The sequence below is a fragment of the Staphylococcus sp. GDY8P85P genome, assembly GCF_017892405.1.
Lineage (GTDB): Bacteria > Bacillota > Bacilli > Staphylococcales > Staphylococcaceae > Staphylococcus > Staphylococcus borealis.
In genome coordinates, this window is sequence record NZ_JAESLA010000007.1 from 17,880 (window position 1) to 39,734 (window position 21,855).

At 35.8% G+C, this 21,855-nt stretch carries 17 protein-coding genes; 14 read left to right on the forward strand and 3 right to left on the reverse strand.

Annotated features, from left to right (window positions below; translation table 11 throughout):
• The 5 genes from KA828_RS01645 (at position 1) to KA828_RS01665 (ending at position 6,763) form a co-directional block, all read left to right on the forward strand.
• Positions 1-1,992, forward strand: coding sequence for an FtsX-like permease family protein (locus KA828_RS01645; RefSeq protein WP_210125287.1), 1,992 nt, complete (start codon positions 1-3; stop codon positions 1,990-1,992).
• 89 nt (positions 1,993-2,081) lie between these two features.
• Complete coding sequence (locus tag KA828_RS01650) at positions 2,082-3,005, forward strand: DUF4064 domain-containing protein (RefSeq protein WP_210125288.1); 924 nt, start codon at positions 2,082-2,084, stop codon at positions 3,003-3,005.
• Positions 3,006-3,467: 462 nt separating this feature from the next.
• On the forward strand, positions 3,468-4,664 hold the full coding sequence (locus KA828_RS01655) for a 5,10-methylene-tetrahydrofolate dehydrogenase (RefSeq protein WP_210125289.1): 1,197 nt from the start codon (positions 3,468-3,470) through the stop codon (positions 4,662-4,664).
• Positions 4,661-5,782, forward strand: coding sequence for a 5,10-methylene-tetrahydrofolate dehydrogenase (locus KA828_RS01660; protein WP_075109301.1), 1,122 nt, complete (start codon positions 4,661-4,663; stop codon positions 5,780-5,782). Before KA828_RS01655 ends, KA828_RS01660 begins: the two co-directional genes overlap by 4 nt.
• A 183-nt stretch (positions 5,783-5,965) precedes the next feature.
• The gene (locus KA828_RS01665; protein WP_210125290.1) at positions 5,966-6,763 is read left to right on the forward strand and encodes a zinc ribbon domain-containing protein; all 798 of its coding nucleotides are present in this window, start codon (positions 5,966-5,968) and stop codon (positions 6,761-6,763) included.
• Between the two features lie 66 nt (positions 6,764-6,829).
• On the opposite strand, the gene KA828_RS01670 is transcribed toward KA828_RS01665, so the two are convergent.
• From KA828_RS01670 to KA828_RS01680, 3 genes are all read right to left on the reverse strand, one after another.
• Positions 6,830-7,807 carry a LacI family DNA-binding transcriptional regulator gene (locus KA828_RS01670; protein ID WP_193838883.1) on the reverse strand — a complete coding sequence of 326 codons (978 nt, stop codon included), beginning with the start codon at positions 7,805-7,807 and terminating at the stop codon, positions 6,830-6,832.
• A 164-nt stretch (positions 7,808-7,971) separates the two neighbouring features.
• Entirely contained in the window at positions 7,972-9,381 is a 1,410-nt protein-coding gene (locus tag KA828_RS01675; protein ID WP_210125291.1) for a glycoside hydrolase family 32 protein, read from the reverse strand.
• A 17-nt stretch (positions 9,382-9,398) separates the two neighbouring features.
• Positions 9,399-10,682 (reverse strand): MFS transporter, encoded by a 1,284-nt coding sequence (locus KA828_RS01680; RefSeq protein ID WP_193838885.1) that lies wholly within the window; start codon positions 10,680-10,682, stop codon positions 9,399-9,401.
• 239 nt (positions 10,683-10,921) lie between these two features.
• On the opposite strand from KA828_RS01680, the gene KA828_RS01685 reads away from it, so the two are divergent.
• The 9 genes from KA828_RS01685 (at position 10,922) to KA828_RS01725 (ending at position 21,327) form a co-directional block, all read left to right on the forward strand.
• A complete protein-coding gene (locus KA828_RS01685; RefSeq protein ID WP_193838886.1) occupies positions 10,922-11,653 on the forward strand; it encodes a phosphoadenylyl-sulfate reductase in 732 nt (243 codons plus the stop codon).
• Positions 11,654-11,828: 175 nt separating this feature from the next.
• Entirely contained in the window at positions 11,829-13,697 is a 1,869-nt protein-coding gene (locus tag KA828_RS01690; protein WP_210125292.1) for an assimilatory sulfite reductase (NADPH) flavoprotein subunit, read from the forward strand.
• A gap of 18 nt (positions 13,698-13,715) precedes the next feature.
• The gene (gene cysI / locus KA828_RS01695) at positions 13,716-15,437 is read left to right on the forward strand and encodes an assimilatory sulfite reductase (NADPH) hemoprotein subunit (RefSeq protein ID WP_210125293.1); all 1,722 of its coding nucleotides are present in this window, start codon (positions 13,716-13,718) and stop codon (positions 15,435-15,437) included.
• A gap of 35 nt (positions 15,438-15,472) precedes the next feature.
• Positions 15,473-16,237: a uroporphyrinogen-III C-methyltransferase gene (gene cobA, locus KA828_RS01700; protein ID WP_210125294.1), complete on the forward strand. Its 765-nt coding sequence runs from the start codon at positions 15,473-15,475 to the stop codon at positions 16,235-16,237.
• A gap of 50 nt (positions 16,238-16,287) precedes the next feature.
• Positions 16,288-16,899 carry an NAD(P)-binding protein gene (locus KA828_RS01705; protein WP_210125295.1) on the forward strand — a complete coding sequence of 204 codons (612 nt, stop codon included), beginning with the start codon at positions 16,288-16,290 and terminating at the stop codon, positions 16,897-16,899.
• Between the two features lie 20 nt (positions 16,900-16,919).
• Positions 16,920-17,795, forward strand: a complete 876-nt coding sequence (locus KA828_RS01710) for a sulfite exporter TauE/SafE family protein (RefSeq protein ID WP_210125296.1) — start codon at positions 16,920-16,922, stop codon at positions 17,793-17,795.
• A 45-nt stretch (positions 17,796-17,840) separates the two neighbouring features.
• Positions 17,841-19,019 carry a sulfate adenylyltransferase gene (sat, locus tag KA828_RS01715; protein WP_107629191.1) on the forward strand — a complete coding sequence of 393 codons (1,179 nt, stop codon included), beginning with the start codon at positions 17,841-17,843 and terminating at the stop codon, positions 19,017-19,019.
• Between the two features lie 15 nt (positions 19,020-19,034).
• Positions 19,035-19,634, forward strand: a complete 600-nt coding sequence (cysC, locus tag KA828_RS01720) for an adenylyl-sulfate kinase (RefSeq protein ID WP_193838891.1) — start codon at positions 19,035-19,037, stop codon at positions 19,632-19,634.
• Positions 19,635-19,956: 322 nt separating this feature from the next.
• Positions 19,957-21,327: a CitMHS family transporter gene (locus KA828_RS01725; RefSeq protein ID WP_075109310.1), complete on the forward strand. Its 1,371-nt coding sequence runs from the start codon at positions 19,957-19,959 to the stop codon at positions 21,325-21,327.
• Positions 21,328-21,855 lie beyond the last annotated feature (528 nt).

The following is a 21,855-nucleotide window of genomic DNA, read 5'->3' on the forward strand; positions in this document are numbered from 1 at the left end:
ATGACCATACACTTGTTATGGAAGATGATTGCTCAGAATTTCAAGATGCAGCGACATGTCATTATGCCCTTCATACTCGCACTGGGTATCATGTTCGCAGCTGAATTTATTCTACTGTCACTTAATATGAATACATATGTGCAACAACGTAGTCAGCTATTGCCGATATTTATTGGCATTGGCAATTTCTTTATGAGTGTCTTGGGGTTCATATTTATCTTATATGTGAACCGCTTCATAATGAAACGTCGCCAGCAAGAACTTGCGATGAATATGATACTGGGCATGGAGAAGAAACATTTCCGATTGATTATGCTGATTGAAATGTTATATCAATATATCTTCATTTCACTTATCAGTATTATCGGTGGCTATCTCTTTGGTGTGTTAATCTTTATGCTGATGAATAAACTGATGCATCAAACGGGTATGTCAGTCATGGATTATCCGTTTAATGTGAAAGCGATGCTTATTACATTAGCCTTACTAGCAGCAGTGATGTTATTCCTATTCTTCATTAATAACGTGAAAATCATGTTCCAAAGTCCTATTAAATTAATTTCTCAACGTCAGAGGTCTGAAAGAAAGCTACCACAATTTGTACTGTATAGCTTGCTCGTTATTGGCATCATTACGTTATTTAGCAGTTATCATATTGCCCTTTCTAATCAAATGATTTTGCGCTCGCTATATAATTTGTTCGGTGCCATTGGGTTGGTTATGATTGGGACGTACTGTTTATATTTGTCGTTGGGCATTTTACTATTGGATTGGTTAAAGCGCATTCCAAGTTTGTATTATAATCCGAAATATTTCTTTACGATTTCAGGTTTACAATCTAGGATGAATTCGAATGCCATTGGACTCGCGAGCATTACGATGTTATGTACCTTTTTAATTGTCACTGTTGGTATGACGATTTCAACGTATCGTGGCATATCGAATCAAGTGGATGCCATTATCTCAGATCAATATAGAGTTTCAATCAATGGTAGTATTCATAATAATGCGAAGACCCAGGAGAAGGTGCGTCATTTAGAACGTGATATTAAAGCACATGCTAAAGTTGATTTCTTTAAAAAGAATGCAGTCTCACTCATTGCAGTGGATTATCAGCAACCAGGCCTATTTAAACACCGTAATAATAAAGATTATAGTTTGACGATTAATGGTACCTATCTCGTGATTATGACGCAGCATGATTATAATACGCTAAACACGCAGAAAGTGAAGTTGAAACAAGACGAGTTAGGATTTGAAAGTTTAAATCAGCCTTTTAAAAAATTAAGCACGGCAACAATGATGGGTGATCGCTTCAAGATTAAACACATCAATGGTCATAATTATTCATATCCAGTTCCTGGTGCATTAACAGTGATTACGCCAGACAATAAGACATACCAACAATTAACTAATTATTATGTTAATGCTGATAAGAACGATCATCATGGCACGAATAGTGTCCAGAATACGTTTCTGCATTTTAATATTATGACGAAACAGACTGCAGACTTTGATCGCATAAAGCACACGCTCATGAAACGTTATGATGTGTATATTGATAATAAAAAAGATGTAGCGGCTACTTTGTATGAAATCAATGGTGGGCTTATCTTTATTGGAACGGTAGTGTCTATTATTCTATTCATAGGCACATTCTTAATGATGTATTATAAAAATGTTGCAGAAGGTTATGAGGATCGTAAAAATTATCAAATTATGCAGCAAGTGGGTATTGAAAAAGCGCGTATTAAAGCTACCATTAATAAACAAATTATCTGGATATTTGCATTACCGATTATTGTGGCAACGATGCATGTGATCTTTGCCTCCAAGATCATATTTAATGTTTTAGGCATTCTCAATGTGAACCGCATTGGTGTGTTTGTGACCAGTTATGTCGGTGTCATCATATCGATTGTTGTGATTTACGCCTTAATGTATTGGATTACCTCACGCATTTACTACATGATTGTTAATCGATACCATTAAATATTTGCGTTAGAAATTTGTTATACTTTTTGGAAAATAAGTGTAACCTAGTTCACGCAAGGGTATAGAACAAAAAAGGAGGCGTAAAAATGGCTAATCAAAAAAACGATTATACATCGCATCAAACGCAAAACAACAAAATTAAACGCACAGTAGAACATATTCTTACTTGGATAGGGGTTGCATTACAAGCGTTAATTGCAATCATGTTCTTAGTTCTTAAACCATTAATGAGCAATGATAGTTTCAAAGATCAAATGATTAGAGACTCTCAAAATCAAGGTAATACACTCTCTGCATCTGAAATGAACCAAGGTTTCGATGCCTTAGGTAGTTTCTTCAGTTTCTTAACTTGGGGTGCCGTGATTACATTAGTATTAGCAATCATCGGTGGTATTCTTATTAGTAAGAAACCTAAAATCGCAGGTATCTTATTAATTATTGCAGCGCTAGTTGCCATTATGTCTAACTGGATTAGTGCTATCCTTTGGATTGTAGCAGGTATTATGTTATTAGTTAGAAAAGGTAAGAAGAAAGACACTTATGACAATGGTTACTACGACAACAACAATCGTAACCATGACTATGATAACCGTCATGACGATAAAGCAGTTAACGCTAAAAATAATGCCTTTATCTTAGATGAAGAAGATAAAGCTAAAGAACAAAGTGCAATTAAAGAACACTATTCAAATAATGATGTGCATCATGATAGTCAGCAACATTCTCATGAGGATGTGCACAATGGTAGCCATCAACATTTAAATCATAGTGATGATAACAATCGTTACGTAAATACGCGTCATGATTCTGAACACAATGTGGACCATGACCGAGATCAACATAACTACCATACGCAATATGGTTCTCGTAGCGATAGATATCAAGATGAAGCGCAAAAGGATGTAAGTGATTTTGAACAATCACAACACAATCAGAAAGATCAAGATTTTGTACGTGAAGAAGCGGACAAATTGAAAGATAAAAAAGATAACGATCCTTACAAATATTAATATTGAATACGTTGATGAATGACTAGGTTTGAAAAAACTGTTTTGAGCGTATTTTCAAATTAGTCAGCTATAAATTAAGCTGAGACATTTTATAGTGTCTCAGCTTTTTTATGAAAAAATAAGGGAGTGGGACAGAATTCTTTTTAAATTCGTCGTAACCCCAACTTGCTTAGCTTGTAAAATCACTTTCGTGATTTTTGGTGTTGGGGCCCCGCCCACCTCCACAAGGATGACTAGAACTGAGAAAAGCTTGATTTAAGTGCCTTCTCAGTTCAGTCAGCTACTGCGAATTTGCTAAATAGCATTATTATATTATTTATGTCCCAGTCTCCTAATTTTATTGTAAAAAGTATTGTTATTATCATAAAATGAACATTGCATCATTTTGATCATCGTGAAATAATCACTTTCCAAAATAAGACATCGTTAAACGAATACATCGTAAATGGAAGGAGGTTCAACATGACCTATACGATTGGGTTAGTGCCATCGCCTGGTGTGGCACATAAGCTAGTGGAACATGCGATACCTAAAATTAAACAGCAGTTGCATGAACGTATCGATGAAGTGGATGACTGGCACTTTGAGCGCAAAGTAGATTTGCTAATAGGATCTGCTGAAGATGTGCATGAAAGTATTGATAAAGCTGCTGAGTTGAAGGAAACATATCAATGGGATGTCGTCATCTGTATTACGGATTTACCAAGTATCTCCGGTAATAAAGTCGTGATTAGTGACTTTAATAGTGAGAAACGTGTGTCAATGCTCTCATTACCTGCGCTAGGTTGGATCGATTTAGAACGCAAGCTAGTGAAAAGTATGGCAACGCTCGTCGAACAGTTATATCGCAATAACACGAAAGAACGTCCGAAAGTGCATCCGCTTATTCAGCCTAAAGCGGTTGACCCTAGAGAAGATGATAGTCCTAAGAGACGGTATATTAATCGGTTCTTAATATTAGGTTGGATTCAACTTATCTTAGGTTTGACACGCGCAAATGAGCCATGGAAGAACTTATTTAATTTCAAGAAGATTATTTCGGTTGCGTTTGCCACTGGGACTTACGTATCCATCTTCTCGATGCCATGGGAATTAAGTGTTCAATATTCAACCATCAGATTTATTGTCCTCATGATTATTTCTATATTAGGGATGGCTGGATGGCTATTATATGCGCATCAACTATTTGAAGAAAAGACGGCGAAATCACAACGTGTATATCGTTACACCTATAATGCAACGACATTACTGACTTTAGTCATGATTACATTGATGAATTATATTGTTTTATATGTATTACTTTCCATCAGTGTCTCATTATTCGTACCTGTGAGTTTATTTAATAATTGGACAAGTGCGAACCCTGACTTTACATTTGTGAATTATTTAAAATTATTATGGTTTGTATCCTCACTTGGGTTATTAGCCGGGGCAATGGGTTCCACTGTAGAGAATGAAGAGAAGATTCGTCGCATTACGTATTCGTATCGCCAGTATCATCGTTATAAAGAAGCGCAACAAGAAGAAAAAGAGAAAGAAGCACAACAATCACAAGATGTATCACATCGTGAAGTTGAACAGTCTTCATCAAACAATGAAAGCAATGATGAATCCTATGAAGGTAAGAAACAAGACCATAGAGAGGAGGATGACGCATGAATGAAGCGAAAACAATCGGTTTAGTTGTCGCACCGGGTGTGACAGAGAAACTTGCTGAAAGTTTAATGGACGATATTCCAAATATCCTGTCTCACCAGAATAACAACCAACACGAATGGAAAGTGGACCTTGTGGTTGATCCTCTGACTGGTTACGCTGAATCGGTAGGGAAAATTTTCAAAAAAATACAAGACTATCATGATCAGCGCCAATGGGATTATGTTGTAGCTATCACAGATTTACCCATGTTTCACAACGAGCGTGTGTTAGCATTGGATATCAACAAGAAGAACGGCGCGGCTGTATTCTCGTATCCTGCATTTGGTTGGCGTCCGGTTAAGCAACGTTTCAAGAATGCGATTATAGCAATTATTAATGAAGTGCATCATTCTGAAGCGGAAAACAGTGACTATGATAGCCATAATGAGGTCGCATACGCTGTTAACAAACAATTCCCATTTTCCAAAATTGAAAAAACTGAAGTGCGTCTAGATGAAACAGGCAATGATCATTTACGCTATTTATCTAACACACGGTCAATGGGAATGATTCGTCTAGTTAGTGGTATGACCTTTGCGAATAACCCACTTAACATGATGGCCAGTTTAAGTAATATTGTGGCCATTGCCTTCACTACAGGCGCATTTGGTTTAATATTTACTACTATGTGGCAGATGAGCATGGAATTCTCAATGTGGCGTCTCTTTGGTATCTCAGTGATTGCAGTGTTAGGTATGTTACTTTGGATTATGATGTCCCACGATTTGTGGGAGTCAGTAAAACAAAGTCGTAATCAACGCATTACATGGCTATATAATTTAACTACTGTGATGACACTATTTGTAGCGATTATTATTTATTATTTTATTCTCTACATGTTATTTTTAATTGCTGAACTGGTATTATTACCAGCTGATTTTCTAGGACAACAGGTTGGTTTGAAAGGGCCGGCTGGCATCGATTTATATCTTAGCATTCCATGGTTCGCAGCATCTATTTCGACTGTTGCAGGTGCCATTGGTGCTGGACTATTGAATGACCAATTAATTAAAGAAAGTACGTATGGTTACCGACAACAAATGCGATATGATGACAGAAATCAGGATGAGAATGATTAAATTGAAGTCGAGAAGCGCAATGAGTTTATCGGCTTTATTTTTTAAACACGATTAAAAAAATGATAGAAAATCACGGTTGCTTACTTTAAAATGAACTATAACGTGGATGTCGACATAGATAAAAGACCTAATCTCACACCCAACATCTAGATTTAACAGCATGAAGTGAAAGAAGGTAATATCATGAGATTTTGTCCTAAGTGTGGTAACAAGCTGATAAACGAGCAACATTTTTGTAATAGATGTGGCTATGATTTACATCTATTTGAAGATATTTCAGAAAGCGTGCAATATGAACCGCCTACTCATAAAACAAGGATTTGGCCATTTGTATTAATTGGGTTGATTGTTATTGGCATTATCGTCAGTTGTTGTTTTGCGTATTATCATTTCTTTTTAAAGGAAACAGAACAGCCGAAACAGACTGCGACTACGGCGACGCATGTGAAGAAAGAGAAAGCGACAACGGATGAAGATAAAGTGTCTAACGATCCTGTTAAAGCTGAAAAACAAAAAGCCAAACAAAAAGAAGCTGAAAAGCACAAAGTGACAGATACGACGCAATTACAAGGCCCTAAAATTGATGTCATGAGTGAAGATTTCCATAGATCATTTATGCAAAAGGATACAAGGGATGGTTATATGGGAATTAAACCAGGCATGACTAGAGCAGAAGTAGAGAAACGATATGGAAAAGGTACTTTAATGCCTCATATTGAGGGGTTTCATGAAGATTTTGTAAAGTATGGCAATATAGCCGTGGTATATAGTTTTCATACGCAATATAATACTGTAGCAAGGATTGCAGTTGCGCCCGATAACATTAGTGAGCAAGCATTTATAACAAGATATAACTCTTATGAAGATCATAATTTAGCTGGGCAATACGTATACGATAGTGTGAAAAATAATGGTTTTCAAATTATAGCCACTGCAGTAAATGGCAAAGTTGTCTTAATTGAATGTGCACCAGGTGAGTAAAGCGTATTAAAATTTTTGAAATAAAACCATTAATCCGATTTAATATGTTGGATTAATGGTTTTTATTTATCCAGTTGAACCCTCCCATAAGGTAACTGGCAATATATATTCTTGTTCTGTAGGTTCCGAATTTAGTCTTTTTTCTAAAATTTCAATTGCTTTGTCAGTAATCGCATCGATGGGTTGGATAATAGATGTAAGTTGAGGCATTAATGTTCTAATTAATTGCGTGCCATCATAGCCAATAATTTTTAAGTCCTCAGGAACACGTTTACCCATTGATAGTGCAAGTTGATAAATTTGTAAAGCATCCGTATCATTTGAAGCAAATATTGCTTCTACATCAGGATGTTCTTGGAAAATGGATTTAAAGATATTAAGCTTGCTAGAATAGTCTAAGCTGAAGTCTATTGTATAAGTTATTGGAGTAAGTTGATGTGATTGCATGGTATCTTCGTAAGCACTTTGTCTTAAATTTGCAGGTGTATTTACATCAATGGGACCATTCGTATGAATTATTTTAGATGCTCCATTTTTAATTAAACGTTTAGTTGCTAGCAAACCACCGTAGTAATTATCTGAACGAATATCAGGAATATCTTCGTTAACAATTCTATCAATTGCAACAATTGGTAAATTAACATTTTTATATTGATCAATGCCTATATTATGTGTACCAACGACTAATGCATCAATTTGATTAGAAAGTAACTGATTCATATAATGGGTCTCTTTTTCGGGATTATTCATGGAATTGCCAATAATAACATTATAACCTCGATTATATAATTTAGTTTCTAGTTCATTGATAAGTTCACCAAAAAAAGGATTCGATACAGTAGGGAAAAGCAATCCAATAATGTTGGTTTTTTGTTTAAATAGTTGACGAGCCGCTGAATTAGGTTGATAATTTAAATCTTTCATTGCCTTATAGACATTATCTTTAGTTTTTTGACTGATATAACCCCGATTGTTTAGAACTCGGGAAACAGTCGTTTTAGATACATTAGCTAACTTGGCAACATCCTCTAATTTTGGCTTCATATCTTTCACTCCAATTTCCAATAATATCATTAGTTATTATCTCTTAATTAAAATAATAATGCTAACTAAAAAGGAACAAGATTAAGATTCAAAGTAAAAAATGAATTTTTTCTTGTTCCTATTAAATAAATTAATTGCAATTCAAAGTATTTTGTTTTTAATTATTAAAATGAAATGGTATTATTTTTTAACTCATAAATGCTTGATTCTATTAGAATATTGTCATTACTAGAGACCCATACTTGTGGAGGTTCTTCACTATAATAGCGCTCAGTAAAAACAGATTCGCCATCATTAATGAAAATTTCAACTGAACTTGTATCTAAATATAATTGAAGATTTATGATGTCACTGTCTTTGATAATAGAATATCGATAATCACCTTTATCAAAGCGATAAAGACTAAATTTATGAGATAGGGCATCATAAGTTAAAGATATGAGTTGATTATTAGCGTTTTTGAATTCAATATTAAAATTTTTATTTGGACCTTTTAAATTGATTTCAGCATGGTACTTATCATTTAATAATAATCTTGGTTGATTAAGATTAAGTGAATTGTGAGTACCATCATTTATACGTAACATTGTTAATTCGCTAACTGGGCGCATATATAAATGATTATTCTTAAGATATAACTCTCTAGGTAATGTTAATGCTCCAGACCAACCGTCATGTTTTTCAGGCATTTCACTTTCCCACATAGCCATCCAACCAATAAGAATGCGTCGACCATCAGGTGCTTGCATTGTTTGAGGTGCATAGAAGTCATGGCCGTGGTCTAGTTCTTTAAATTCACCTCTTGTGAATTTATGGCTTTCATAATCAAGTTCACCAACAAAATAACCATTTTGGAATAAATTTAAATATTGCTCTTCTTCAGCATCCATACCTTGAGGAGAAAATAAGAATACATATTTACCATCAACTTCAAACAAATCAGGACATTCCCACATATATCCTTCAGTTTGTTTCCCTTTTGATTCATTGACAGGGCCTAAATATTCCCATTTTAGTAAATCCTCTGAACGATACATGATAATTCGACCGAGTTCATCTTTGTTTTGACTACCAACAATCATATAATAGCTATCACCGTGTTGCCATACTTTAGGATCTCGGAAATGATGTGTATTATCTTCAGGTGCTTGAGGAATAATAGCGTTTTTTTCATATTTAATAAAATGAACCCCATCATCACTATAAGCAAGATTTTGATTTTGCCAGAAGTGCTCTGGATCATTATCTCCATAATAATGATGTCCTGTATAAAAGAGGTATAATCTATCATCTTTCTCGATAGCTGTACCTGAAAAACAACCGTTCTTATCTTCTTCGTCACCAGGAGTTAGTGCTATTGGAAGTGTTTCCCAATGGACTAAATCTTTACTTCTTGCATGTCCCCAATGCATAGGGCCCCACTCTGGTGCATATGGATAATGTTGATAAAAAATATGATAGTAGCCATTATAATAAGTAAAACCATTAGGGTCATTAATCCAACCTGATTTTGGCATTATGTGATAGCCTAAACGATAACGTGTGTTAGTTACTGTAATTGGTTCTTTATTCATTCTTTTCTTCCTTTCAATTATATTTGATTTTTTATAAATGGATCACCATATACATATTCGTCATCTTTTCTTAAAGTGATGAAAGCAAAAATACCAGCCAGTAATACAATGAATGAGATAACAAAGAATGTCGGTTGATAACCGATATTATCTCTTAATATTCCAAGTGGACTTGACAAAATAACTTGCCCAATTTGAGCAGAAACTTGATATCCAACCATGTAGATAGTAGCTGAGACTTTAGTGTCAAAATGTAGTGTTATGTAACGAAATATTGGTAAGACAAATAATGGTACTTCTAGGGCATGAAACATCTTAATAAATGAGATGCTTATTGGACCTTGAGCAATTCCACATAAACCTATTCTTAAAAACATTACGGATGCACCTAGTAATAAGGTTTTTCTGACGCCAATTTTTGACATAATGATTGGAACAATACCCATCATCAGTGCTTCAAAGAAAACTTGTACAGAATTTAATACACCGTACGTTTGTTGTCCTACACTAGGATTCTCAAATAGTTTAGTGTAAAATTCTGGAAACATTTGTTGGTCGAAAATTGTATAAAATGACCATGAAAAAGTAATGAAAATAACAATAATCCAAATGTCTTTCACTTTTAATAATGCCAACATACTTTTAATAGACGGAACAGATTCTTCTTCATTTTGTTCAATATTATGCTTGGCACGTTGCTCTGCATCAGTCTTCCAAAAAATTAAGACAAGTAGTAAAATGGCACCTAATATTGAACCTAGCCAAAAGTTTAAGTGAGGGTCAATGACAAAAGTAAATCCAGCAACTAATGCCATAACAGCATAACCAAATGAACCCCATGCTCTCGATTGACCATAATTAAAATTAAAAAATCGGCTAAATCTTTCTCCAACTGCTTCATAAGCACCAACGGCAGCCAAAAATCCACATGATAAGAAAATGGCACCAATAATCGCACCTAACCAAAAATTTGATTGAATAAGAGGCGCATAAATCCAAATGAAAAATGGTCCAACAAACGTTGAGAATAAAGAACAAAAAATTAATAGTGTTCTTTTTATTGCAAGTTTATCTTGTGTAACGCCATATACAAACATTAAAAGCAAAGTTACAAATGAATTTGCTGAGTAAATGGTACCTACCTGGCCACCTGTTAAGCCTAAACCATTATCTTTAGAAGTTAACCATATCTGGAAAAATGACCACCATATACTCCAAGATGCGAAGAATAACATAAAGATTAATGACGTTTGTAAATAAGATTTGTTTTTAAAAGGGCTAATTAAATGTGACATATTCATAATATCTCTCCTCAATATTTGGAAACGCTTTCTTAAATTTAATTAAAGTTTATATTCAATGTCCTTTTATGTCAACCGGTTGTCATAAAGTATTTAAATTTTATTTAACACATTTTAATATCTCTCCAGCACCTTGACTTTATAGCCGAAACTCGTTAAAGTAGTAACATATTATTCTGACAATTCTGATAAGTATTAGATTAATAAATTTGTGAAATTTTAGGGGGGACCATAAGTTTATGTCAGTACCGGCAATTACATATGAACATTTTGAGGGTGACCCTTTCATTGATACGATGTCTACTGATGACGCTACGAAAGGCGCGTATCAAATATTAGAATGGGCGTATCGCACATATGGTGATTCCATTGTTTATTCATGTAGTTTTGGAGCGGAAAGTATGGTGTTAATTGATTTAATTTATCAGATTAAGCCTGATGCACAAATTGTTTTTCTAGATACGGATTTACATTTTCAAGAAACGTATGACTTAATCGATAATGTGAAAGCACGTTTTCCAAAGCTTCGAATTGAAATGAAGAAGCCTGATTTAACCCTTGAGGAGCAAGCTGATAAGTATAATCCTGCATTGTGGAAGAATAATCCTAATCAATGTTGTTACATTAGAAAGATTAAACCTTTAGAAGAAGTGTTAGGTGGAGCTGTGGCTTGGGTTTCAGGTTTGAGACGCGAACAATCGCCAACACGTGCGCATACCAATTTCATTAATAAAGATGAGCGTTTCAAATCAGTTAAAGTGTGTCCATTAATTTATTGGACAGAAGATGAAGTTTGGGATTATATCAAGCAGCATGAGTTACCTTACAATGCATTACATGATCAACACTATCCTAGTATTGGTTGTATTCCATGTACGTCGCCTGTATTTGATTCGGATGATTCTAGGGCCGGACGATGGTCTAATTTTGATAAAACAGAATGTGGCTTGCATGTTGCTGATAAACCATAATACGTATGGGCAAAATTTTTTAAACACAAAACATAGTATTCTGATATGTTTTTTGTTTAAGGTGACAAAATATGCCTGGTAATAGTGTACAGATGGGCATATTTCTTACATAATAAAAGTAGTATAAAGCTATTATCAAATAATTATTATTTTACGGAATAAGAGGTGGATGCAATTGAATTTAAGTGTTACAAATAGTCCTTTTACAGAAGGGCAAGCGTCACAAATTAATGAACTATTACAAACACTTACGCCTGAACAAAAAGTATGGTTAAGTGGATATTTAGTAGCTAACCAACAATTAACATCAAATGGAGCGATACCATCACAAACTACTTCACATTCAGTTAATCAAGACGGGTTAACGGAAGGTACAGAGGCGATGCTCCAACAAAATGAACCTGTAATTACACCAGAAAAAAGAGCAATCACACTCTTATATGGCTCAGAAACAGGTAATGCACAAGGTTTAGCTGAAATATTTGAAGAGCGACTATCAAATATCGGTCATAACGTGACATTGAAGGCAATGGATGATTTCAAACCTAAGCATCTTAAAAATGTTGAAGATTTATTCATTATTACGTCTACGCAAGGTGAAGGAGATCCGCCTGACAACGCAGCAGAATTACACGAGTTTATTCATGGTCGTAAGGCACCTAAGCTTGAAGGCGTGCGCTTCTCAGTGCTTGCTTTAGGTGACCAAACGTATGAATACTTCTGTCAAACAGGTCGCGACTTTGATAGAAAGTTAGATGAATTAGGGGCAGAACGTATTTATGATCGTGTTGATTGTGACGTAGATTATGAAGAAGACGCTGAAAAGTGGATGGCCAACGTTATCAATGCAATCGATACCGCACCGGAAGGCACTCAAAATGAACAAATTGTGAGTGAGTCTATTAAATCAGCGAAAGAGAAGAAATTCTCTAAAGCTAATCCGTATCAAGCAGAGGTCTTAGAAAACATTAATCTTAACGGCCAAGGGTCTAATAAAGAAACGCGTCATATTGAATTTCTATTAGATAACTTTGGTGAAGATTATGAAGTCGGTGACTGTTTAGTCGTGCTACCTCAAAACGATCCGGCATTAGTTAATCTACTAATAAGCACATTAGGTTGGGACCCGAATGATCAAGTTCAAATTTCGGATGAAGGTGACACACTAAGCTTGGAAGAAGCGCTAACGTCTCATTTTGAAATTACGAAGTTAACGAAACCGCTTCTAATCAATGCGGCAGCATTCTTCGAAAATGATGAACTTAAAGAAAAAGTCAATGATAATGAATGGGTTCAAAATTATATTGCAGGTCGTGACTTAATTGATTTATTAAATGACTTTGCGACAACAGAATTGCAACCTGAAAATTTATATCAATTATTAAGAAAATTACCACCTAGAGAATATTCAATTTCAAGTAGCTACGAAGCGCTACCAGATGAAGTGCATATTACAGTTGGTGCTGTCAGATATAACGCGCATGGCCGTGACCGTTCAGGTGTATGTTCCGTTCAATTTGCTGAACGTATTCAACCAGGTGACACCGTACCCATTTACTTAAAACGTAATCCAAACTTTAAGTTCCCTAAAGAGGGCGATACACCAGTAATCATGATTGGTCCTGGTACAGGTGTTGCGCCATTTAGAGCTTACATGCAAGAACGCGAAGAACATGGCTTTAAAGGTAATACGTGGTTATTCTTCGGAGACCAGCATTTCACTACGGATTTCTTATACCAAACAGAATGGCAAGAATGGTTGAAAGACGGTGTGCTAGGTAAGATGGATGTGGCCTTCTCACGTGATACAGATGAAAAAGTATATGTCCAACATCGTATTGCTGAACATAGTAAAGAATTTAATGAATGGCTTCAAAATGGTGCTTCAATTTACATTTGTGGTGATGAAAAACATATGGCGAAAGATGTACATGAAGCTATCCGTAGCGTTCTAGTGAAAGAACAACACTTATCTGAAGCGGATGCTGAAGCATATCTTAAACAAATGAAGAAAGACAAACGTTATCAACGCGATGTGTACTAATAGAAAGGGTGGTACTTAATGGCTAAGACAAATAAGCAAATGTCAGATGAACTGGATAAGAAGCTAGATGCTTTAGAATATTTAAAAGACGAAAGTAATTATTTGCGTGGGACAATTGAGCAAGGCTTAGCAGACCCACTTACTGGTGCCATTTCAGATGATGACACTAAACTATTGAAATTCCATGGTAGTTATCAACAAGATGATAGAGATTTACGCGATGAACGTCGTAAACAGAAGTTAGAACCAGCCTATAGCTTTATGATTCGTGTACGTCTACCTGGTGGGACTGCGACACCTGAACAATGGATTGCCATGGATGATATTTCAAACAACTACGCAAATCATACATTGAAATTAACGACACGTCAGACGTTCCAATTTCACGGCATTTTAAAAAGAAATTTAAAAACATCTATGAAGAAAATTAACGAATCAGTACTTGATACGATTGCGGCATGCGGGGACGTGAATCGTAATACAATGTGTAATCCTAATCCATATCAATCACATATTCATAAAGAAATTAACGATTATGCAACTCAAATCAGTGACCATCTATTACCTAAGACGAATGCCTATCATGAGATTTGGTTAGACGGCGAAAAAGTATTAGATTCTTCAGAAGAAATCGAACCAATGTATGGTAAGAAATATTTACCACGTAAATTTAAAATCGGTATCGCACTTCCGCCATCTAATGATATTGACGTGTATTCTCAAGATATCGGGCTTATCGGTATTGTTGAAGATGAAACACTTATCGGATTCAATGTCACAATTGGTGGCGGTATGGGTATGACGCACGGTAATACCGATACGTACCCACAAGTTGGTCGTTTATCTGGCTTTGTTCCTAAAGATAAAGTCGTTGATGTTTGTGAGAAGATTTTAACCATTCAACGTGATTATGGTAATCGTGAAAACCGTAAGAACGCACGTTTCAAATATACAGTTGACCGCTTAGGCGTAGATAAGGTTGTCGAAGAATTGAATACGCGTTTAGGTTGGGACATTGAAGATGCGCGCGACTTTGAATTCGAGCACAATGGTGACCGTCTAGGTTGGATAGAAGGTGACGAAGGTGTTTGGAATTATACGTTATTCATTCAAAATGGACGTGTGAAAGATACAGAAGATTATCAATTAAAAACGGCATTACGAAAAATTGCAGAAACACATACGGGCGACTTCAGATTATCTCCAAATCAAAATTTAATTATTGCGAATGTAACTCCTGAGAAAAAAGAAGAAATTCAAAATCTCATTGATCAATATGGTCTTACAGATGGTAAAAATTATACAGGATTAAGACGAAACTCTATGGCATGCGTTGCATTCCCAACATGCGGTTTAGCTATGGCTGAGTCAGAACGTTATTTACCATCATTAATTTCTAAGATTGAAGATTTATTAGATGAAGCGGGTGTGAACGATGAAGAAATCACAATCCGTATGACAGGTTGTCCAAATGGTTGTGCAAGACCAGCACTTGCAGAAATTGCATTTATTGGTAAAGCACCAGGTAAATATAATATGTATTTAGGCGGTGGCTTCAAAGGTGAACGCTTAAATAAATTGTATAAAGAGAATATTGGAGAACAAGAAATTCTTGAAAGTTTACGTCCAATTCTAATGGACTATGGTAAAGAACGTCTTGAAGGTGAACATTTCGGTGACTTTGTTATTCGCTCAGGTGTTGTAGCCAAAGTTCATGGCGGACAAGATTTCCATAGTTAAAGTTTGAGATAAGCTGTTTTAAACGGGGTGACAACATGGGGAAAATTTATTTAGTAGGTGCAGGACCTGGCGATCCTGAGTTACTAACGATTAAAGGTATGAAAGCCATTCAAACGTCAGATGTCATTTTATATGATCGCTTAGTTAATAAAGATATTTTAGAATTAGCTAAACCTGGGACGAAGTTCTTCTATTGTGGTAAAGATCCAAATAAACATTCCTTGCCACAGGAAGAAACCAATCGTATGTTGGTCAATTTAGCGAAAAAAGGTCATGTTATCACTCGTTTAAAAGGTGGTGACCCATTCGTCTTTGGGCGTGGTGGTGAAGAAGCGGAAATCTTGGCACACCATCAAATTCCATTTGAAATCGTGCCAGGTATTACATCCGGTATTGCTGCACCGGCTTATGCAGGTATTCCTGTCACGCATAGAGATTATAGTTCGTCAGTAGCATTTGTAACGGCGGTGAATAAACCAGGTATGTCTAAAGATGATTATTGGGCACATTTAGCACATGGCCCAGAAACACTGTGTGTGTATATGGGTGTCAAACGCTTACCTGAAATTTGTCAATTACTCATAAATCATGGTAAATCCATAGACACACCTGTAGCGCTCGTACATTTAGGTACGACATCGTCTCAAAAGACCATCGCTGGTACATTAGGGAACATCGTAGAACGCGCTTCAGAAATTCAAAATCCAGCTATGATTATTATTGGAGATGTTGTCCAAATGCGACACAAAATCAGCTGGTTTAAAGAACAAACTTCAGATTTAGAAATGACGTTACCTTAATTTTAATAAATAAAAAATGAAACATCATTAATGTTCAAGGAGGAAGCAATATGAGCAGTATGCCACTTATGATTGATTTACAAGATAAAAAGATTGTCATTGTTGGTGGTGGGAAAGTAGCAACGAGACGAGCAACATCTTTAGTAGAATACGGTGCCCATGTTCATATTGTTAGTCCTTCAATCACCACAGAATTACATACATTACTGCAACAACAACGTGTCACGTGGTCTGAAAAAGGTTTTGAACCACAAGATATAAGTCATGCATATCTAGTCATTATTGCGACAGATCAACCAGAAGTAAATCAATACGTTAAAGATAGTTTGCCACAAGGTACGCTATTAAATCATGCGGCTGATGCTTCTGCTGGTGATGTGACGTTTCCTAGTGTGCTGAAACGTGGCAAATTAACCATTAGTGTATCGACTGATGGTGCAAGTCCTAAATTAGGACGACAAATTATATCGACATTGCAAGATACTTATGATGAACGATATGAAAACTATATCGATTTTTTATATGAAAGTAGACAACGTATTAAAGCGTCAACGATAGAGCCATCTAGAAAGCAAGCATTATTACAACATGTATTGTCTGAGGACTATTTGGATGAGGAGAAACAAATTGAATTCATGCGATGGCTTCAATCACAAGTTTAATGTCAGGGGGCATGTGATATATGAGGAAATTATTTATATTTGCATTAGCTGGTTTTTTAGCCCAACTTGTTGATGGATCACTAGGAATGGGATTCGGTGCCTCATCATCTTTCATATTATTAACTTATGGTATTGCACCAGCAATTGTATCGGCGACGGTGCACTTTTCAGAAATAGCGACGACTGCTGCATCCGGAACATCACATTGGAAATTCGAGAATGTGCATAAGCCAACGATGTTAAAGTTAGCAATTCCAGGTGCCATCAGTGGCTTTATTGGTGCGGGTCTACTGACTCAAATACATGGAAATTATATTAAACCATATATCGCATTGTTCTTACTTTCAATGGGGTTATATATTTTGTATCAATTTTTATTTAAAAGAAATAAAGAAATCCATACGCATGTTGGTAAGTTAAGTAGCTTTAAGCTAGTACCTCAAGGTGCCATCGCTGGATTCTTAGATGCAATTGGTGGCGGCGGTTGGGGACCTGTTAATACACCTTTGTTATTAGCGAGTCACAAGATACAACCACGGTATGCGATTGGTACAGTATCCGCGAGTGAGTTTTTTGTAACATTGTCAACGTCATTAAGTTTCATCATCTTCTTAGGTATTACACAAATTAATTGGTGGTTTGTGGTTGCATTAAGTGTTGGTGGCATGGTGGCAGCACCTATTTCAGCTTACTTAACTAAGATATTACCTATTAATATTTTAGCCATTTGCGTGGGTGGATTAATCATCTTCACCAATAGCAACGCATTAATGACGTATTTTGTACATGATGACACAATTACAAATGTTGTAAGATTCGCAATTATTTGTGCGATTGTGATACTTGTTATTATCACTGTCATTCGCAACAAAAAATTGTCTTTTTCTTATAAATAAAACCGAGTAAACTAATCTAATTAATTGGAAAAGGGGTTATCAATAATGGCAACACATGAACAGATTATTAATTATACGATTAAACCACATGGTGGCGAGTTAATTAACCGTGTAGTAGAAGGCGAAGAAAGAGCACATCTTCTTGAAGCAGCACAATCTTATAAAGTGATTACGTTGAATCCTTGGTCAATTTCTGACTTAGAATTAATCGGCATTGGTGGTTTTAGTCCATTAACAGGATTTATGGGCGAAGCGGATTATACTAAAGTTGTTGAAACGACACATCTTGAAAATGGATTAGTGTGGAGTATTCCGATTACATTACCTGTTACTGAAGAAGAAGCGGATAAATTAGCTATTGGCGATGACATCGCTTTATATGGCGAAGATGGAGAATTATATGGCACATTGAAATTAGAAGAAAAATATACGTATGATAAGACTAAAGAAGCGCAAAATGTCTACGGTACGACAGATGACGCCCATCCAGGTGTTAAAAAAGTGTATGACAAAGGCAATGTGTATCTAGCAGGTCCAATTCAATTAATCAATCGACCTAAACATGATGAATTCTCTGATTTCCATTTAGATCCAGCAGAAACACGTCAATTATTCCATGATTTAGGATGGAAGACTGTCGTAGGTTTCCAAACAAGAAATCCTGTTCATCGTGCACATGAATATATCCAAAAATCTGCATTAGAAATTGTAGATGGTCTGTTACTTAACCCATTAGTGGGAGAAACGAAAGCAGACGATATTCCAGCAGATGTTCGTATGGAAAGTTATCAAGCTATCTTAAAGAACTATTTCCCTCAAGATAGAGCGCGTTTAGTCATTTATCCAGCAGCAATGCGTTACGCTGGACCACGTGAAGCGATTCTACATGCGACCGTACGTAAGAACTATGGTTGCACACACTTCATTGTAGGGCGTGACCATGCAGGTGTAGGCGATTATTACGGCACATATGAAGCACAAGAATTAATTTCTCAGTTTGAAGATGAATTAGATATTCAAATATTGAAATTTGAGCATGCCTTTTATTGTGAAAAATGCGGCAACATGGCTACAGCTAAAACTTGCCCACACGACGCATCAGAACATGTTCACTTAAGTGGTACGAAAGTAAGAGAAAAATTAAGAAACGGTGAATCATTACCTACTAAATTCTCTAGACCTGAAGTAGCGGAAGTCTTAATTAAAGGTTTAAAACAAAATTAATTCGGAGGGGTTAACATGAGTCAATCAACGAATATTACATGGCACGATTCTGAAGTTACCAAGTCAGATAGACAACAACAAAATGGTCATAAAAGTGTAGTGATATGGTTTACAGGATTATCAGGCTCTGGGAAATCAACCGTATCCGTTGCACTTGAAAAAGCATTGTTCCAATTAGGGAAGCATTCCTATCGCTTAGACGGAGATAACGTCCGTCACGGTTTAAATAACAATTTAGGCTTTAGTCCAGAAGATCGCAAGGAAAATATTCGACGTATCGGTGAAGTGAGTAAATTGCTTGTAGATGCAGGTACAATTGCTATTACAGCTTTTATCTCGCCGTATAGAGCCGACCGTGATGACGTTCGTGCGATTTTAGAGGATGGCGAATTCATTGAAGTATATACAGCGTGCAGCGTTGAAGCATGTGAGCAACGTGACCCTAAAGGCCTTTATAAAAAGGCGCGCGCTGGCGAAATCAAAGAATTTACAGGTATTAGTGCACCATATGAAGCACCACATCAACCAGAAATTACAATTGATACTGAACATCAAAGTGTAGACGCATCAGTTAATACGATTATTGAATACTTGAAAGAAAAGCAATATATTTAATGAAAGCAAGCGTATGAGTCTGGAATATAAATAATATAATGATGCTATTTTGGAAATTTGCAGTAGTTGACTGAACTGAGAATACGCTTAAATCATGCCTTTCTCAGTTCTAGTCATCCTTGTGGGCGAGCCCCAGCAAAGAGAATTTCACAAAGACATGATACAAGCAAATCCAACTGGGAGTGGACGACGAATTTAAAAAATTCTGTTCCACTCCCGTTTTTTGACCTATCTCTTTAAATAAAAGACTGATTTTTGGTAAAATTATGAAAACGTTTTCTTTATAGTGGGAAACGTATTATAAAAATAAGGGGGATTTCACATGCAAGGGGATAGTGTGTGGTTAACAATAATGGGAATATTGATTATTGGCTCAATAGTTGGACTGTTAATCGCTAAAAAGATTAGTCCAGTTGTTGGTATGATATTAATTCCTAGTATTGGCGCTTTACTATTAGGCTACGGTGTTAAAGACTTGGTTAAATTCTTTAATAGTGGTTTAGAATCTGTAATGAGCGTCGTCATCATGTTTATATTCGCAATTATATTCTTTGGTATTATGACAGACAGTGGGCTCTTTAAGCCTATTGTTAAAAGACTGATACTTATGACACGTGGTAACGTCGTTATTGTCTGCGTTGTAACAGCGCTGATTGGTATGTTTGCACAATTAGATGGTGCAGGTGCTGTGACGTTCTTATTATCAATACCTGCATTATTACCATTATATAAAGCGTTAAATATGAATAAATACTTATTAATTCTATTGCTTGCAATTAGTGCTGCAATTATGAATATGGTGCCTTGGGGTGGTCCAATGGCGCGTGTTGCTTCTGTACTCAAAGTGAAAAGTGTCAACGAATTATGGTACGGCATCATTCCGGTTCAATTAATTGGTTTCGTGTTAGTTCTTATCTTTGCAACATACTTAGGATTTAGAGAAAAGAAGCGAATTAAAAAAGCAATTGAAAAAGGTGACTTACAACCTACATTAGACATAGACATTCATCGTTTAGTAAAAAACTATGAACGTGATCAAGACATTAAGTTTCCGGTAAGAGGTCGAGCATTGAAACATGGTTGGGTTATTTGGGCCAACGTGCTTTTAACGGTTATCGTTCTTGTCATGATGTTAGCTAATATTGCGCCACCTGAATTTGCATTTATGATTGGCGTTGCACTTGCGTTAGTGATTAACTTCCCTAATGTCGATGAACAAATGAATCGTTTAAAGGCGCATGCACCAAATGCATTGATGATGGCTGCAGTAATCATTGCAGCTGGTATGTTTTTAGGTGTTTTGGAAGAAACAGGGATGTTAAAAGCCATTGCATTAAGTTTCATTAAGATTATTCCTGATGCTGTAGGACCTTACTTACATATTATTGTTGGTTTCTTTGGTGTGCCACTTGATTTACTTACAAGTACAGACGCTTATTATTTTGCATTACTTCCTATAGTAGAACAAACAGCAAGTCAATTTGGTATTAATCCAGTTTCGACTGCGTATTCAATGGTTATTGGTAATATTGTCGGAACGTTTGTAAGTCCATTCTCTCCAGCCCTGTGGTTAGCGATTGGTTTGGCTGAAGCCAATATGGGCACATACATCAAATATGCCTTCTTCTGGATTTGGGGCTTTGCGATTGTGTTATTGGCTATAGCAGTTTTAATCGGTACAGTTACCATTTAATGCTAGGTATGTGCAAAATGGTATTGTTGAGATATAAATAGAAATTTTGAAAATGGATAATTAAAATACGCATCCCCTTGTAAGTTGACTAATGAACATCTTATAAGGGGATTGTTATAAACGTTAGTATTTGGAAGCATTACAAATTTCAAAAATATATCGTGGTATGGCTCTCTTTTACAATGAGTCTGGGACATAAATAATATAATAATGCTATTTAGCAAATTAGCAGTAGTTGACTGAACTGAGAAGGCGCTTAAATCAAGCTTTTCTCAGTTCTAGTCACCTTTGCAGTCGGGGCCCCAACAAAGAGAATTTCACTAAGAAATTCTACAAGCAAAGCAAGTTGGGAGAGGGACGACGAATTTAAAAGAATTCTGTCCCACTCCCCATTCCTACGATTAGTCAAGTACATATCATTAAAATAAGAATTACTAAACTAAACCGTTCAATTTGAAAATTTTTAAAAATGTGTTAAACTATATTTGAAAATAAATTTGGCTAATGAGGGGCCATTTTATAATAGTA